The organism is Paramagnetospirillum sp. (assembly GCF_058402745.1).
Window position 1 is genome coordinate 52892 of sequence record NZ_JBZVFI010000014.1, and the last position, 15597, is coordinate 68488.

Consider the following 15597-nt stretch of genomic DNA (forward strand, 5'->3'; position numbering starts at 1 on the left):
GCGAAAAGGGTAGGGCCGCGCCGTTAAGATCGGCTTAAGCCAGGAATTCCATTGTCATTCCGAGCGGCAGCGAGGAATCTCCGCTTGGCATGGCGGTTCAAGGCCTGAAACGTCATGCCAGGACGAGATCCCTCCTCCCGATGGTCGTCGGGATGACACCGAGAGCGCTTTTCATGACTCCCGACGAAATCCTTTCCCGCGTGCTCTACAAGGACCAGGACGTCATCGTCCTGGACAAGCCCGCCGGGCTGGCGGTGCATGCCGGCCCCAATTCGCCCGACCACCTGGAACTGTATCTGGACACGCTGCGGTTCGGCTGGGCCGAGACGCCCAAGCTCGCTCACCGCCTGGACCGCGACACCTCGGGCTGCCTGATTCTCGGGCGCCACGCCAAGGCCATCAAGCGCCTGGGCAAGATGTTCGAGCAGCGGCGGGTGGAGAAAGTATACTGGTCGGTCAGTCATAATTCGCCCCAGGCCGACAGCGGCACGGTGGACGCGCCCTTGCTCAAGGTGTCGGCGCGCGGCCAGGGCTGGCGTATCAAGGTGGACCCGGCGGGTCAGCCTTCTATTACCGACTGGTCGGTATTGGGCCGGGGCGACGGTTTGAGCTGGATCGAATGGCGGCCCCGCACCGGACGCACCCACCAGATCCGCATCCACGCCCAGCACCTGGGCTGCCCGCTGCTGGGCGATGCCTATTACGGCCCCGATCCGGAGACGACGACGAGGCTGCACCTGTTGGCCCGGGAAGTGTCGTTTCCGGCGCTTTCGCCCAGCAAGGAGCCCATCCGTGTCACCGCCCCGCCGCCCGCTCATATGAGAGAGGCGTTGCGGGCGTGCGGGTGGTATCAATCCCCCTGAAGGTCGCTTTCGAAATTGCGCCCGGCATAGGCGATGGCGACGATCTCGACCGTATCCTCGAGGACCCGGAAGGCGATGGTGACGCGGCGCTCGAAGCCGATGGTGCGCAGGCCCGGGACGATGTCGTCGCGGCGGGTGCCGCGCTCGGGGAAGGTCAGCAGATCAAGGCAGGCGTGTTCGATGCGGTCGAGATAGGCCCCGGCTCGGGCGGAACCGGACGCCTCGGCGATAAAGTGGAAGAGCGATGACAGGTCGGTCTCCGCTGCCGGGCGAAAGACGAGGCGGCGCGTCACCGGGCTTGCCCGCGCACCCTGGCGAAGACGTCCTCGGCGGGGACGCTGGGCCGGTCGTCGGCCAGGGCGGCCTCCACCTTGCGGCGGAGAATTTCATCCAGCGCCGCCTCTTCGCGGTCCAGCGCCCGGAGGGCGGCGCGCATGACCTCGCTGGCCGAGCCGTAGGCTCCGGATGCCAGCCGTGCCTCGAGAGCCGCCTGCTGCGGCCCCAGGGTCACGGTGATGGGTTTGCTGCTGCGCATGATGAATATTACACTGTCATATCCGGATGGAATCTTCAAGACACGCCCTTGGACCGGGAGACGCCTCTCCCTATAGTACCGTCATGACCCGTCCGCTGCCCTTCGACTTCATGGAACGCCCGCCGCTGCCCCAGGGCGAGGCGGAGTTCAAGCTGGTGTCCGACTACCAGCCCGCCGGCGACCAGCCCCAGGCCATCGCCGAGCTGTCGGCGGGGGTGGAGGGGGGCGAGCGCGATCAGGTGCTGCTGGGGGTCACCGGCTCGGGCAAGACCTTCACCATGGCCCACGTCATCGCCAAGACCAAGAGGCCGGCCCTGGTGCTGGCCCCCAACAAGACCCTGGCCGCCCAGCTCTATGCCGAGATGAAGGGATTCTTCCCCGACAACGCGGTGGAGTATTTCGTCTCCTATTACGACTACTACCAGCCCGAAGCCTACATCCCGCGCACCGACACCTATATCGAGAAGGACTCGATGGTGAACGAGCAGATCGACCGCATGCGCCACGCGGCGACGCGGTCCCTGCTCGAGCGGCGCGACGTCATCCTGGTGGCGTCGGTGTCGTGCATCTACGGCATCGGCTCGGTGGAATCCTACGCCCGCATGACGGTGGCCTTGAAGGTGGGGGAAAGCATCGACCGCTCCGACCTTCTGAAACGGCTGGTGGAACTGCAATACACCAGGAACGACGCCGCCTTCGAGCGCGGCACCTTCCGGGTCAGGGGCGACGCGGTGGAGATCTTCCCCGTCCACTACGAGGACCGCGCCTGGCGGCTGTCGCTGTTCGGCGACGAGATCGAGGCCATCAACGAGTTCGACCCGCTGACCGGCGAGAAGACCTGCTCGCTGTCCGAGGTCACCGTCTACCCGTCCAGCCACTACGTCACACCCCGGCCCACCGTCACCCAGGCCATCAAGGGCATCAAGGCGGAGTTGAAGGAGACGCTGGAGCGCTTCCACGCCGAGGGCAAGCTGCTGGAGGCGCAAAGACTGGAACAGCGCACCAATTTCGACCTGGAGATGCTGGAGACCACCGGCCACTGCAAGTCCATCGAGAACTATTCCCGCTACCTCACCGGGCGCCGGCCCGGCGACCCGCCGCCCACTTTGTTCGAGTACCTGCCGGAAGACGCGCTGCTGATCGTCGACGAAAGCCACGTCACCGTGCCGCAGATCGGCGGCATGTTCCGGGGTGACTTCAACCGCAAGAGCGTGCTGGCCGAATTCGGCTTCCGCCTGCCGTCCTGCGTCGACAACCGGCCCTTGAAGTTCGAGGAATGGGAGCTGATGCGGCCCCAGACCGTCTACGTCTCGGCCACGCCCGGCCCGTGGGAGATGGAGCGGACCGGGGGCGTGTTCACCGAACAGGTGATCCGCCCCACCGGCCTGATCGACCCGGTCTGCGTCGTGCGCCCCGTCGAGCACCAGGTGGACGACCTGCTGGCCGAGGTGCGGCAGATGGCGCGCCTGGGCAACCGCACCCTGGTCACCACCCTGACCAAGCGCATGGCCGAGGACCTGACCGAGTACATGCACGATAACGGCGTCCGGGTGCGCTACCTGCATTCCGACATCGACACGCTGGAGCGCATCGAGATCATCCGCGACCTGCGCCTGGGGGCCTTCGACGTGCTGGTGGGCATCAACCTGCTGCGCGAGGGGCTGGATATCCCCGAATGCGCCCTGGTGGCCATCCTCGACGCCGACAAGGAAGGTTTCCTGCGCTCCAAGACCTCGCTGGTCCAGACCATCGGCCGGGCGGCGCGCAACATCGACGGCCGCGTCATCCTCTATGCCGACAAGATGACCGAGAGCCTGAACTACGCCCTGGCCGAGACCAACCGGCGGCGCGAGAAGCAGCAGGCCTACAACGCCCTTCACGGCATCACCCCGGAAGGCATCAGGAAGGCGGTGTCCGACGTGATGGACAGCGTCTACGAGGCCGATTACGTCACGGTCGGCACCGGCGATGCCGGCATCAAGCACGGGGTCGGGCACAACCTCGCCGCCGTGAAGGCCGATCTGGAAAAACGCATGAAGGCCGCCGCCGCCGACCTGGAATTCGAGGAGGCGGCGCGCCTTCGGGATGAGTTGCGCCGGCTCGAGGCCCTGGATCTGGGAATCGAGGTCGATCTGGGCGGCAAAAGCCGGCCGAAGCCTTCCGGCAAGCCGAAAGGAAGGGGGCGGCGGCGCTGATCTCGTCCGGCCCGCCACCCAATCGACCAGGGGGACGAAGGCATTCTACTCTGTTAGAGTAATGCGAAGGATGGGGCCGGCCATTGCGCCGGCAGGGAAGGAGCCTAGCGAAGCTCATGGAGCGGATCGGAAAATACGTCATTCATACGGCGGTGGTCACCACCGGCGCCGCGCGGATTCTGCTGTGCCACGACCCGGACCTGCAGGTCCCCGTCGCGGTCAAGCTGTTCGATCCCAAGCCGGGCGACACCGGGCTTCTCAGCCCCGCCCAGCAACTGACCCGCTTCCTGACCGAGGCCCGCACCCTGGCCTCCTTCGACCACCCCTATATCGTGGGCGTCAAGACCCTGGAGCATCTGGCCGACGGGCGACCCTATTTCGTCATGCCCTACATGGCGGCCCATCTGCCCTATGAGATCGGCAAGGAATTCGCCACGGCGGAGGACGCGGCCGCCGCGGCCGAGCGGGACCGGCCACGGCGCATGAGCGGCCAGCGGGCCATGCTGGTGATGAAGCAGCTGACCTCGGCGGTGCTGGCGCTGCACAAGCGCGGCCTGGTGCACCGGGCCCTGAAGCCGTCCAACATCCTGCTGACCGCCACCCAGAACGGGGCGGTGAAGCTGTGCGATTTCGCCCTGATCAAGCTGGCGGAAAAGAACCTGCCGCTGCCCGATTTCTGGATGGGCGACATGGCCTACACCGCGCCCGAGCAGCGGGAGAACGCCACCGCCGTCGGTCCCCGCGCCGACGTCTATTCCCTGGGCGTGCTGGCCTATCGCCTGCTGGTGGGCGGCCTGCCCGATCTCGCCGCCGGCCCGGCCGTGCTTGGAAGCGGCTTCCCGCCCGAGCTGATCAGTCTGGTCGCCGCCTGCACCGATTCCGATCCCGCCCGCCGCCCGCTGCATGCCGGCGAGGTGCTGGCCGGGCTCGACCGTGTCCCGCCGCCGTCCAAGGCCACCGTCGCCAAGCCGGTGGTCCGGGTTGTGGGGGCCAAGCAGCGCGTCGCTACGGCCGTCGCCGCCGAGTCCTGATGGCCGGCCACGACCTGCCGCCCCGCCTTCCCCGTGTCGCCCTGGTCACCGGCGCCGGCCGGCGGATCGGCCGCGCCATCGCCCTCGACCTCGCCCGCCAGGGCTTCGCCGTGGCGGTCCATTGCCACCATTCCACGGCGGATGCCGACGGCGTGGCGGCGGAGATCGCCGCCCTGGGCGGACGGGCGGCGGTCCTGGCCGCCGACCTGGGACGCGAGGAGCAGGCGGCGGCCCTGGTGGGCCGGGCCGAGGCGGCGCTGGGGCCGCTGGGCCTCCTGGTCAACAACGCCTCGGTGTTCGAGAAGGATGACGCCCTGGGGGCGGACCGGGCCAGCTGGGACCTGCACATGGAGGTCAACCTGCGGGCCCCCTTCGTGCTGACCCAGGACTTCGCCCGGCGCCTGCCCCAAGGCGCCGAGGGGCTGGTGGTCAACCTGCTGGACCAGCGGGTGTGGAACCTGTCGCCCCATTTCACCAGTTACACCCTGTCCAAGGCGGCCCTGTGGGCGGCGACCCGGACCCTGGCCCTGGCCCTGGCGCCCGCCATCCGGGTGGTGGGCATCGGCCCCGGCCCGGCACTGCCCAGCGCCCGGCAGACCGACGCCCAGTTCGCCGCCCAGGTGGCGGGTCTGCCCCTGGAACGGGGAACCTCGCCGGAGGAGGTCTGCCGGACCCTGCGCTTCCTGCTGGCCACCCCCTCCATCACCGGCCAGATGATCGCCCTCGATGGTGGGCAGCATCTGGGTTGGGCAACCAATGGGGATACTCCGGAAGAATAGTCCGGACGAATTGCTGCGGTGCGGTGCCTGAGTCTTTTGAACCGCTTCCGCAACGGTCCAGGCGTTGCCTGGGACTCTGCCCCCATGACGGGAAGTGTTAAGTTGTTCACAGGCGTTAACGTGCCGGCGGGGCTGCCAGGGAGGCCCCTCTCTGTCCAGGCAAAAATGCCGATATTTGCTGATTGTTTACACTTGACTTGAGTAACCCATTGAAAAATATGAAAATCATCACCGTGCTTACAATTTGGGCAAAGTGCTCGCACCCCAGGAGACTCAAGGGGGCGGACCGTGCCTGACGAACTTGCCAACAGACTTATCCACAGTTTTCGTGGATATCCCGCAATGCAAGGAAAATCGTCCCTCCCCTGTGAACCGGGGCGGCGGCTTTCCACCCCTCGACCCATGGACGTGATGCCGTGACCGAAGCCGACAGCCCTGTCGCGCCCCTGGCCTCGGGCGTGGCGGTGATCGCCCAGGTGGTGGCCACCCTGCCGGGAACCCCCGGGGTGTACCGCATGCTCAACGGCAGGGGCGACGTCCTTTACGTGGGCAAGGCCAAGAGCCTGAAGAAGCGGGTGGTGGCCTATACCAGGCCCGAGCGCATGCCGTTGCGCATCCAGCGGATGATCGCCGAGACGGCGTCCATGGAGGTGGTGACCACGCGCACCGAGGTCGAGGCGCTGCTGCTGGAAAGCAATCTGATCAAGACCCTGGGGCCGCGCTACAACATCCTGCTCAAGGACGACAAGAGCTTTCCCCACATCCTGGTCACCGGCGACCACGACTGGCCGCAGGTTCTGAAGCATCGCGGAGCCAGGAACCGCAAGGGCGAGTATTTCGGCCCCTTCGCCTCGGCCGGGGCGGTCAACCAGACCCTGGCGGCGCTGCAGCGCGCCTTCCTTTTGCGCTCGTGCTCGGATTCGGTGTTCGCGTCGCGCACCCGACCCTGCCTGCTGTTCCAGATCAAGCGCTGCAGCGCGCCCTGCGTCGAGCGCATTTCCCGCGCCGATTACCTGGCCCTGGTGGAGGAGGCCCGGGCCTTCCTGTCGGGGCAGTCCAGACGCATCCAGCAGGATCTCACCGCCCGCATGGAGGCGGCGGCCGAAGCCATGGAATACGAGACGGCGGCGGTGTTCCGCGACCGCATCCGGGCGCTGGCCCGCATCCAGGCGCATCAGGACATCAACCCCGCCGACGTGGAGGAAGCCGATGTGGTGGCTCTGCATCAGGCCGGCGACGGGGTGTGCATTCAGGTGTTCTTCTTCCGCTCGGGCTGCAATTACGGCAACCGCGCCTATTTCCCCGTCCACGCCCAGGGGGAGGAGGCGCCCGGAATCATGGCCGCCTTCCTGGGCCAGTTCTATGCCGACAAGGTGCCGCCCAGGGAGATTCTGCTGTCCCAGGAACCCGCCGAGGCGGCCATCGTCGCCCAGGCCCTGTCCGAGAAGGCGGGGCGCAAGGTGGTCCTGTCCACCCCGAAGCGCGGCGACCGCAGGCGGCTGGTGGAACATGCCTATGACAACGCCCGCGACGCCCTGGGGCGGCGCATGGCGGAAAGCGGGGCCCAGCGCAAGCTTCTGGAGGGCGTGGCCGAGGTTTTCGGGCTGGAGGCGCCGCCCGAGCGCATCGAGGTCTACGACAATTCCCACATCCAGGGCTCGGACGCGGTGGGCGGCATGATCGTCGCCGGTCCCGACGGGCTGATGAAGTCGGCCTATCGCAAGTTCAACATCCGCTCCGCCGATCTCACCCCCGGCGACGATTTCGCCATGATGCGCGAAGTGCTGACAAGGCGCTTCGCCCGCGCCCAGAAGGAAGACCCCGACCGCGACCGGGGGCTGTGGCCCGATCTGGCCCTGATCGACGGGGGAAGGGGCCAGCTCAACGCGGCGCTGGGGGTGCTGGAGGAGTTGGGCATCGACGACGTCATGCTGGTGGGCATCGCCAAGGGGCCCGACCGCAATGCCGGGCGCGAGCGCTTCTTCCTGCCGGGCAAGGAGCCCATCAGCCTGGAGCCGCGCCATCCGGTGCTCTACTTCCTGCAGCGCCTGCGCGACGAGGCCCACCGGTTCGCCATCGGCACCCATCGGGCCAGGCGCTCCAAGGGGCTGGTGCAGTCGACGCTGGATGCCCTGCCCGGTGTCGGACCGAAGCGCAAGAAGGCGCTGCTGCACCATTTCGGCTCGGCCCGCGCCGTGGCCGAGGCCGGGCTGCCCGACCTGGAAAGCGTCGAGGGAATCAGCCACGCCATGGCCAAAAAGATTCATGACTACTTCCATCCCGAGGGTTAGTATTCGCCCGCCATGCTGACCAGCCTGCCCAACCTGCTGACCCTGTCGCGGATCGTCGTGATTCCGCTGGTGGTCGGCCTGTTCTATGTGGAGGGCGACGCCGCCCGCTGGGCCGGCTGCGCCCTGTTCGTGGCCGCCGCCGTCACCGACTGGTTCGACGGCTATCTGGCGCGGTCGTGGAACCAGGTGTCCAAGTTCGGCCGTTTCCTCGATCCCATCGCCGACAAGCTGCTGGTCGCTTCGGTGCTGTTCATGCTGGCCGCCTTCGGCCGCCTCAGCACCGTGTCGTTCCTGCCCGCCCTGATCATCGTGCTGCGCGAGATCCTGGTGTCGGGCCTGCGCGAGTTCCTGGCCGAGGTGCGGGTCAGCATGCCGGTGTCGCGCCTTGCCAAGTGGAAGACCGGCATCCAGATGACCGCCATTCCGGTGCTGCTGGTGGGCGACGCCGCCGCCTTCATGCCCACCCGCCAGCTGGGCGAGGTCGGCCTGTGGGTCGCCGCCATCCTGACCATCCTCACCGGGTGGGATTACCTGCGCTCGGGGATGCGCCACATGGGGGAAACGGCGGAATGAAGGTGTTCGGCATCGCGGGGCGTTCCGGCATGGGCAAGACCTCGCTGATCATCCGCCTGGTTCCCTGGTTCCGGGCCGAGGGCATCACCATCTCCACCGTCAAGCAGGCGCACGAGGCGTTCGACGTGGACAGGAAGGGCAAGGATTCGTACGAGCATCGGGAGGCCGGGGCCAGCGAGGTGATGATCGCCTCGGCCCGCCGCTGGGCGCTGATGCATGAGTACCGCGACGAGCCGGACTATTCCATGGACCAGCTGCTGGCCCGCATGAGTCCGGTGGATCTGGTGCTGGTGGAAGGCTTTCGCCAATGGCCCCATCCGCGCCTGGAGGTCTGGCGGGAAGAGGGCGGCAAGCCGCCTTTCTGGCCCGAGGACGACCGCATGTGCGCCCTGGTCAGCGACCGGGAGGTGGCGGGTTGCCCGCTGCCTCAGCTGAATATCGACGACACCGGCGCCATCGGCGCCATGATCCGCGCGAGGGTGGGGCTGTGACCGGCCGTTTCGCCGCCGGCGGGGACATGATGACCGTGGCCGACGCCCTGGCCCGGCTGGAAGCCCGCCTGCAGCCCGCCGTCGGGACCGAGGAGCTGGGCCTGCATCACGGCCTGGGCCGCATCCTGGCCGAGGATCTGGTCTCGGCGGTCAACGTGCCGCCCCACGACAATTCGGCGGTGGACGGCTGGGCCTTTCGCCGCGCCGATCTGCCCGCCGACGGGACCCTGCCGGTGGTGGGGCGGGTCGCCGCCGGCCATCCCCTGGACGGACCGCTGCCTAGGGGGGAGCGGTGCGCATCTTCACCGGCGCGCCCATGCCCCAGGGCGCCGACACCGTCGCCATGCAGGAGGATTGCCGCGTGGCTCACGCGGCGGGGCAGGAGGACTGCAAGGACCAGGGCGAGTCCGTGGTGCTGCCCATCCGGCTGGCCGAGGGCGACAACGCCCGGTCCGCCGGCGAGGACATTTCCAAGGGCGCGGTGGTGCTGCATGCCGGCACCCGCCTTCGGCCGCAGGAACTGGGGGTGGCCGCCGCCACCGGGCGCTCGTCGCTGCGCGTCTACCGGCCCCTGCGGGCCGCGGTGTTCTCCACCGGCGACGAGATTCGCGATCCCGGCAGCGACCTGCCGCCGGGCTGCATCTATGATACCAACCGCTTCACCGCCTCGGGCCTGCTGCGCGCCCTGGGGGCCGAGGTCACCGATCTGGGCATCCTGCCCGACCGGTTCGAGACCATCCGCGACGCCCTGGCCGAAGCCGCCCGCTCCCATGACCTGATCCTCACCTCCGGCGGCGTGTCGGTGGGCGACGAGGACCATGTGAAGCCCGCCGTGCTGGAACTGGGCTCGCTGGATTTCTGGCGACTGGCCATCAAGCCCGGCCGCCCGGTGGCGCTGGGAGAGGTGGCGGGAACCCCCTTCGTCGGACTGCCCGGCAATCCGGTGGCGGTGATGGTCACCTTCATGGCCATCGCCCGGCCCATGGTGCTGCGCCTGATGGGGGGCACCCATACCGCCCTGCCCCGCTATCCGGTGGAAGCCGGCTTCGCCTTCCGGCACAAGCCGGGGCGGCGCGAATACCTGCGCGCCCGCCTGGCCCACATGGACGGGCGGCTGGTGGCGGCCAAGTTCCCCTCGGACGGCTCGGGCGTGCTGACCTCCATGACCTGGTCGGACGGACTGGTGGATATCCCCGAGGATCGGGGCGACATCGCCCCGGGCGAGATGGTGGAATTCCTCTCTTACGCGGACATGATGCGATGAAGGTGCTGTATTTCGCCTGGCTCAAGGCCAAGACCGGCATCGGCGAAGAAGATGTCGCCCCGCCGGACGGCGTGGCGACCGTCGGGCAGCTGGTGGAGTTCCTGAAGGCCCGCTCGCCCGGCCACGCCGCCGCCTTCGAGTCCATGGGCGTGGTGCGCGTCGCCGTGAACCAGGATTACGGCAATCTCGACACCCCGGTGAAGACCGGCGACGAGGTGGCGTTCTTCCCGCCGGTCACCGGAGGCTGACATGGCCATCCGCGTCCAGAGCGAGGATTTCGACCCCGGCGCCGAGCTGGCCCGCTTCTCCTCGGGCAAGACCAATGTGGGCGGCATCTGCCTGTTCGTCGGGCTGGTGCGCGACTACATGGGCCATGATCCCGCCAGTGGCGCGGCGGTCAACGCCATGACCCTGGAACACTATCCCGGCATGACCGAACGCCAGTTGGAGGCCATCGAGACCGAAGCGCGCGGCCGCTGGCCCCTGGACGACGTACTGGTGATCCACCGTTACGGCAGGCTGGAGCCGGGCGAGCGCATCGTGCTGGTGGCGGCGTCGTCCGCCCATCGCGACGCGGCCTTCGAAGCCTGCCGCTTCCTCATCGACTGGCTGAAGACCAGGGCGCCGTTCTGGAAGGTGGAGCACACCCCGGAAGGGGATGCCTGGGTGGAGGCTAAGGAGTCCGACGACGCGGCGGCATCGCGTTGGGATCGGGTAAAGCCCTGATTCAACGGGGTAAAAGGGGCGAGAACGTCGCCGGCGGGCTTGCTTTTACCTTTTGTTAACCTCTTGCCTTGTGGTAGAATGGCGACCTGAGTTTTCCAGGTTCGTCCCGCCATGTCCGACTTGATCCGCCAATCCGTTTCCTGGCCTTACATTCACGGCGCCCGCAGCTATTCCCGCGTCACCCAGCTGGCGCGTCCCTCGGGTGCCGAGACGTCGGAAAAGACGGAAGAGACGGACCGTCCCCGCGACAGGGCGAGGACCGACGAGGCGGGCAAGAGCGAAGGCGCCGCCACCCCCCGACGCGGCGCCATGCTGGACCTTTCCGTCTGATACCATCCGCCGAAAGAACCGACCCTTCCTGTCATCCCGAGCTTTGGCGAGGGATCATTCACGCCATGGCGGCAGTCGCTTGCGGCTGAAAGATCCGTCCTCCCTGCGGTCGTCAGGATGACACGTCAGGTCAAATGACGGCCGGCATGATCTGTCGGACTCAGGTGAAAGCATTCCCCTGCCCGTCATTGCCGGGCCTGGCCCGGCAATCCTGCCCCCCGGATCAAGTCCGGGGGTGACGGCGGAAGCGACCGGATTCAGCCTCAGGCGGACGGGCCGTTACCGGACCTTCTTGCCCTTGGCCTTGGGGGCGGTGGCCGGTTTGGCCTTCGCGGCGTTCCCCGTTCTCAGTCGCGTGTCCGGGGGAACCGGGCAGTGGCGGTGGAATTCGTCCAACTGGGCGCGGTAGAGGTCCAGGTAATCGGGCCGGGCCAGCATTTCCAGGGCGTCATCGTCCAGATCGGTGCCGATCTCGTCGTAGATGTCCATGTTGGTCAGGTCGGGTACTGGTACCCGGTCGGCCAGGAAGTCGTTCCACATCCCTTCCAGCAGGGCATCCAGATGGGTGACCAGCTTGTCGGTGTTGAACAGGTCGCAGGTGGCGCGGTTGGCCGCCAGCCGGTCCCGGTAGCCGGCCAGCAGGCGCCTGTCGTTGCCGAGGTCCACCGCCTTGTCCACGTATTCCTCGAAGGTGGAGCAGACCAGCTCGCCCAGCCCGGCGGCCGTCGCCAGGCTGCCGCAGACCCGCGACGCGAAGCCGCGGCCCGCCACGGTCAGCACCGGAACCCCCATCCACAGCGCGTCGGAGGCGGTGGTGTGGGCGCCGCAGGGCGAGGTGTCGAGGAACAGGTCGGCCAGGGGATAGCGCGACAGGTGCTCGGAATTGATGATCTTGGGAGCGAAGATGATGCGGTCGGGAGTGACGCCGTGCTTGATGGCCTCCTGGCGCAGGCGCTCGTTGATGCGCTCGCCGCCGTCCAGCAGCCACAGAACGCCATTGGGCACCCGGGAGAGGATGTCCATGAAGCGGCCCCACATGGGGGCGGTGAACTTCTGCAGCCCGTTGAAGCCGCAGAACACCGTGGCGTTGGCCGGCAGGCCCGCCGCCTCGCGCGTCCACTTGATGTCGGCCACCAGCCGGTTGCGGTCGTTGGGCTGATAGCAGGGCAGCCGCACCACCTTCTCCGAGTAATAGAGCTCGTGATCGGGCGGAATGGTGAAGTCGTCGGCGATGACGTAATCGTGGTAGGGCGTGCCCATGGAGCCGGGATATCCCAGCCAGTTGACGGCGACCGGGGCGGGGCGCATGGCCATGATGGCCGGGCGGGCCTCGCCGGTATAGCCGTTGAAGTCGATCAGGATGTCGATGCCGTCGGCATGGATGCGCCGGGCCACGTCCTCGTCGGACATTTCCAGGATGTCGACCCAGTGATCGACGTCCTTCATCAGCTGGGTCTGGATGCGGTCGCCGGTGCGGCGCGAGCAGGAATAGGCGAAGACCTCGAAGCGCGAGCGGTCGTGCAGCTTGTACATTTCCGCCGTCAGGTAGCCGTGGGCGTGCTCGCGGAAATAGGATGACAGGTAGGCGATGCGGATGCGGCGCTTGGGGCGCTTGGCCAGGGCGGCGCGGTGGCTCTCACGGTCGAAGAACACCTTGGGCCGTCCGATCTTGGCCTTGTAGTACTTCCAGCCGCGCGCCAGGTGCAGCAGCGGGTCGTCGGTATGGAAGACCAGGCAGTGGGGCGACATGGCGGCGAACAGCTGGCGCCGGCTGGGGCCGGCAATGCCGGACAGGACCGGCCACTTGCAGAGCTTCTGGCGGATGGCGATCCAGTGCTGCATGGCGTCGGCGGGCTGGACCAGCTCGATGCACTGGCGCAGCGCGTCCTCGCCCGATTCCTCCAGCGAGGTGTGCTCCAGCACCCGGCCGATCTGCTTCAAGGCCGAGACCTTGTAGTTGACCGTGTCGCCGGTGATGCCGGGCAGCTGGTTGACCAGGCCCAGCCACTGGGTCACGGCATCGGGGGTGCGGCCCATGCGCTCGAAGGTGCTGCCCAGGTTGATGTGGGCGGGAAAGAAGTCGGGCCGTTGGGCGATGGCCGCCTGGAAGGCCAGGACGGCGCCGTCTTGGTCGCCGAATTTGCCCAGCAGGACACCGAGATTGTACTGGATGGCATAGGCCAGCGGGTTCTCGGAATTGTACTGCAGCCAGGTGCGGTAAAGGCCGACCGCATCGGTGTCGGCACCCTGCAGGGCCAGGCTGTCGGCGGCGGCGATGACGCGGGTGGCCTCGATCTTGCCGGACGCGATCTGGTTCATCACCTCGGCCAGGGCGTTGCTCATCAACCGTTCTCCGTGTCAGGGGCGGGCCACATGCGGCTGTCCGCCGGGATGGGATAAAGATGGTCGCGCTCGGCGAGGCCCTTGCGCCAGCGGGCGAAGTACTCGTCTTCCGAGGCGAAATCGACGGCTTCCGCCGGGTGTTCGGTGCCGACGTCGAGATAGGTGTCGAGATTGCGCAGGTCCGGGCGCGGCAGGCGTCCGGACATGAAGTCGTCCCACATCTCGGCGTAGAGGCCCTCCAGCCGGCTGACCAGCAGGTTGGTGTCGAACATCACCGCGTTGGGCTTGGCGGCGCGCAGCTGTTCGCGATAGGCCTGCAGCTTCGAGCGGTCGTTGCCCAGCGCGATGGCCGTCTCGACGTATTCGTCGGGGGTCGAGCACACCAGCTCGGGCAGTCCCGCCGAGCGCAGCAGCGATCCCCCCACCCGCGACGCGAAACTGCGGCCCGACAGGGTCAGGATGGGCACGCTCATCCACAGGGCGTCCGACGCGGTGGTGTGGGCGCCGTAGGGGAAGGTGTCGAGGAACAGGTCGGCCAGGGTCATCCGGGCCAGATGGTCGGGGCTGGGCAGCCGGCCGCCGAAGATCACCCGCTCGCGGGCGATGCCGCAGCTCTCGGCGTGCTCCCACAGGCGGTTGTGGACGTCCTCGCTGGCCTCCAGCAGCCACAGCACGCTGCCGGGCACCGCGTTCAGAATGCGCATCCAGCGCTCGAACATCAGCCGGGTGATCTTCTGCTGGCTGTTGAAGCAGCAGAACACCGCGCCGTCCTCGGGCAGCCCGACCTGGGTGCGCGACGGCGGCTCGGCCGCCACGGCGCGCTGGCGGTCGTTGGCCTGGTAGCAGGGCAGGCGCATCACCTTTTCCGAACAGTACATGTCGCGGCCCGGCGGAATGATCCACTCGTCGGCGATGATGTAGTGGTGATAGGCGGTGCCCATGGTGCCGGGATAGCCCAGCCAGTTGACGTTCACCGGGGCGGGCCGCATGGCGAAGACCCGGGTGCGCGCCCCCTTGGTGTGGCCGTTCAAGTCCACCAGGATGTCGATGCCGTCGTCCCGGATGCGGTTGGCGGCGGTCTCGTCGTTCATGCCGGTGATGTCGATCCAGTGGTCGAAATCGCCCCGGATGCGGGCCTTCAGCGGGTCCTCACCGGCGGGACCGCAATAATAGGCGAAGATCTCCACCCTGGAGCGGTCGTGCAGGGCGAAGATTTCGGCGATCAGGTAGCCCACCGCATGGGCCTTCAGGTCGGACGATACATAGCCGATCCTGAGGCGGGTGCGGTCGGTCCGCTCTTCCGGCCGGATCTCGGGCAGGCGGGGAATGCGCCGCCCGAACATCTTGTTGCAATGCTCCCAGGCCGACGCCAAGTGCAGCAGCGGATCGTCGGTATAGGCGGCCAGCGACAGCGGGCTGAAATTGCGCATCTGGGTCAGGTGGTCCATGCCCTCGAAGGGCACCACCACCGGCCAGCGGCATTGGACCATGCGGCCGGCCAGCATGTGCTCGGCGTTTTCGCGCTGGGTATTGTCCAGTTCCAGGCTCTGGCGCAGCACCTCCTCGGCGGCGACCGCCTGTTGGCGGTCCTGCAGCACCCGGGCGATCTGCTTCAGGGCGGTGGCCTTCATGCGGATGCCGTGGCCGGTGATGGAGCCCAGGCGGCTGACCAGGCGGTTCCAGGTTTCCACCGCCGCGTCGGGCTGGCCCAGCGCCTCGGTGACGCCCCCCAGGTTGATGTAGGCGGGGTAGAAGTCGGGGTTGAGTTCGATGGATTTCTCCAGCGAGGCCTTGGCCTGGTCGGGCCGGCCGACCGCCGAGAAGGTGACCGCCTGGTTGAAGTAGGCGGCATAAAGCAGGTGGTGATCCGGATTGAGGCCGATCCACAGATGGTAGATCTGCAGGGCCAGATCGGGGCTTCCCCCCCGGTGCAGGGCTTCGGCGGTTCCGAATACGTCCTGCAGGGTGAGCCGCCCTTCGGTCAGGGCCTTCACCGCGGACAGAAAGACATCCTGTGTCATCGAGCGTCCCGAATCCGGTTGAGGCAGCCCCCCGCCCGGAACAGCCGCTCCGCACGGGGCGCCTTCATAATGACCGCTCAATGGTTAACGGATTGATGCCTTGGAGACGGGATCGACGCCAGCCGTCACCGCCACGTGTGGACCTATCCGGAAAG

General features: G+C 67.6%; 13 protein-coding genes and 2 pseudogenes. 11 read left to right on the plus strand and 4 right to left on the minus strand.

Translation table 11 applies throughout. The annotated features are described in order from the left end of the window. The first annotated feature begins 173 nt into the window (after positions 1-173). Positions 174-863 (plus strand): RluA family pseudouridine synthase, encoded by a 690-nt coding sequence (locus ACV4UZ_RS11565; protein WP_491600973.1) that lies wholly within the window; start codon positions 174-176, stop codon positions 861-863. Here the strand turns inward: ACV4UZ_RS11565 and ACV4UZ_RS11570 are convergent. Together ACV4UZ_RS11570 and ACV4UZ_RS11575 are read right to left on the minus strand one after the other, a co-directional pair. Next, the gene (locus ACV4UZ_RS11570) at positions 851-1156 is read right to left on the minus strand and encodes a type II toxin-antitoxin system RelE/ParE family toxin (protein ID WP_491600974.1); all 306 of its coding nucleotides are present in this window, start codon (positions 1154-1156) and stop codon (positions 851-853) included. The two genes, ACV4UZ_RS11565 and ACV4UZ_RS11570, sit on opposite strands and share 13 nt — an antisense overlap. Then, on the minus strand, positions 1153-1398 hold the full coding sequence (locus ACV4UZ_RS11575) for a type II toxin-antitoxin system ParD family antitoxin (protein ID WP_491600975.1): 246 nt from the start codon (positions 1396-1398) through the stop codon (positions 1153-1155). The genes ACV4UZ_RS11570 and ACV4UZ_RS11575 overlap by 4 nt, the downstream gene beginning before the upstream one ends. A gap of 83 nt (positions 1399-1481) precedes the next feature. On the opposite strand from ACV4UZ_RS11575, the gene uvrB reads away from it, so the two are divergent. From uvrB to ACV4UZ_RS11625, 10 genes and pseudogenes are all read left to right on the plus strand, one after another. Next, the gene (gene uvrB / locus ACV4UZ_RS11580) at positions 1482-3593 is read left to right on the plus strand and encodes an excinuclease ABC subunit UvrB (RefSeq protein WP_491600976.1); all 2112 of its coding nucleotides are present in this window, start codon (positions 1482-1484) and stop codon (positions 3591-3593) included. 116 nt (positions 3594-3709) lie between these two features. After that, positions 3710-4624: a serine/threonine-protein kinase gene (locus tag ACV4UZ_RS11585; RefSeq protein WP_491600977.1), complete on the plus strand. Its 915-nt coding sequence runs from the start codon at positions 3710-3712 to the stop codon at positions 4622-4624. Then, a complete protein-coding gene (locus ACV4UZ_RS11590) occupies positions 4624-5403 on the plus strand; it encodes an SDR family oxidoreductase (RefSeq protein WP_491600978.1) in 780 nt (259 codons plus the stop codon). The genes ACV4UZ_RS11585 and ACV4UZ_RS11590 overlap by 1 nt, the downstream gene beginning before the upstream one ends. A gap of 416 nt (positions 5404-5819) precedes the next feature. Beyond that, positions 5820-7694, plus strand: coding sequence for an excinuclease ABC subunit UvrC (gene uvrC / locus ACV4UZ_RS11595; RefSeq protein ID WP_491600979.1), 1875 nt, complete (start codon positions 5820-5822; stop codon positions 7692-7694). A gap of 12 nt (positions 7695-7706) precedes the next feature. Then, a complete protein-coding gene (pgsA, locus tag ACV4UZ_RS11600; protein ID WP_491600980.1) occupies positions 7707-8267 on the plus strand; it encodes a CDP-diacylglycerol--glycerol-3-phosphate 3-phosphatidyltransferase in 561 nt (186 codons plus the stop codon). Beyond that, the gene (gene mobB, locus ACV4UZ_RS11605) at positions 8264-8758 is read left to right on the plus strand and encodes a molybdopterin-guanine dinucleotide biosynthesis protein B (protein WP_491600981.1); all 495 of its coding nucleotides are present in this window, start codon (positions 8264-8266) and stop codon (positions 8756-8758) included. Before pgsA ends, mobB begins: the two co-directional genes overlap by 4 nt. Then, positions 8755-10022, plus strand: a pseudogene (locus ACV4UZ_RS11610) (molybdopterin molybdotransferase MoeA). The gene mobB and the pseudogene ACV4UZ_RS11610 overlap by 4 nt, the downstream one beginning before the upstream one ends. Next, positions 10019-10270 (plus strand): molybdopterin converting factor subunit 1, encoded by a 252-nt coding sequence (gene moaD, locus ACV4UZ_RS11615; protein WP_491600982.1) that lies wholly within the window; start codon positions 10019-10021, stop codon positions 10268-10270. Before ACV4UZ_RS11610 ends, moaD begins: the two are co-directional and overlap by 4 nt. Position 10271: 1 nt before the next feature. Next, positions 10272-10748, plus strand: a complete 477-nt coding sequence (locus ACV4UZ_RS11620) for a molybdenum cofactor biosynthesis protein MoaE (RefSeq protein WP_491600983.1) — start codon at positions 10272-10274, stop codon at positions 10746-10748. Between the two features lie 111 nt (positions 10749-10859). Further along, entirely contained in the window at positions 10860-11078 is a 219-nt protein-coding gene (locus ACV4UZ_RS11625; protein WP_491600984.1) for a hypothetical protein, read from the plus strand. 576 nt (positions 11079-11654) lie between these two features. Here the strand turns inward: ACV4UZ_RS11625 and ACV4UZ_RS11630 are convergent. Both ACV4UZ_RS11630 and ACV4UZ_RS11635 read right to left on the minus strand, forming a co-directional pair. Further along, positions 11655-13421: pseudogene (locus ACV4UZ_RS11630) on the minus strand (O-linked N-acetylglucosamine transferase, SPINDLY family protein); the annotation flags it as partial. Further along, entirely contained in the window at positions 13421-15442 is a 2022-nt protein-coding gene (locus ACV4UZ_RS11635; protein WP_491600985.1) for an O-linked N-acetylglucosamine transferase, SPINDLY family protein, read from the minus strand. The gene ACV4UZ_RS11635 and the pseudogene ACV4UZ_RS11630, both read right to left, overlap by 1 nt. Positions 15443-15597 lie beyond the last annotated feature (155 nt).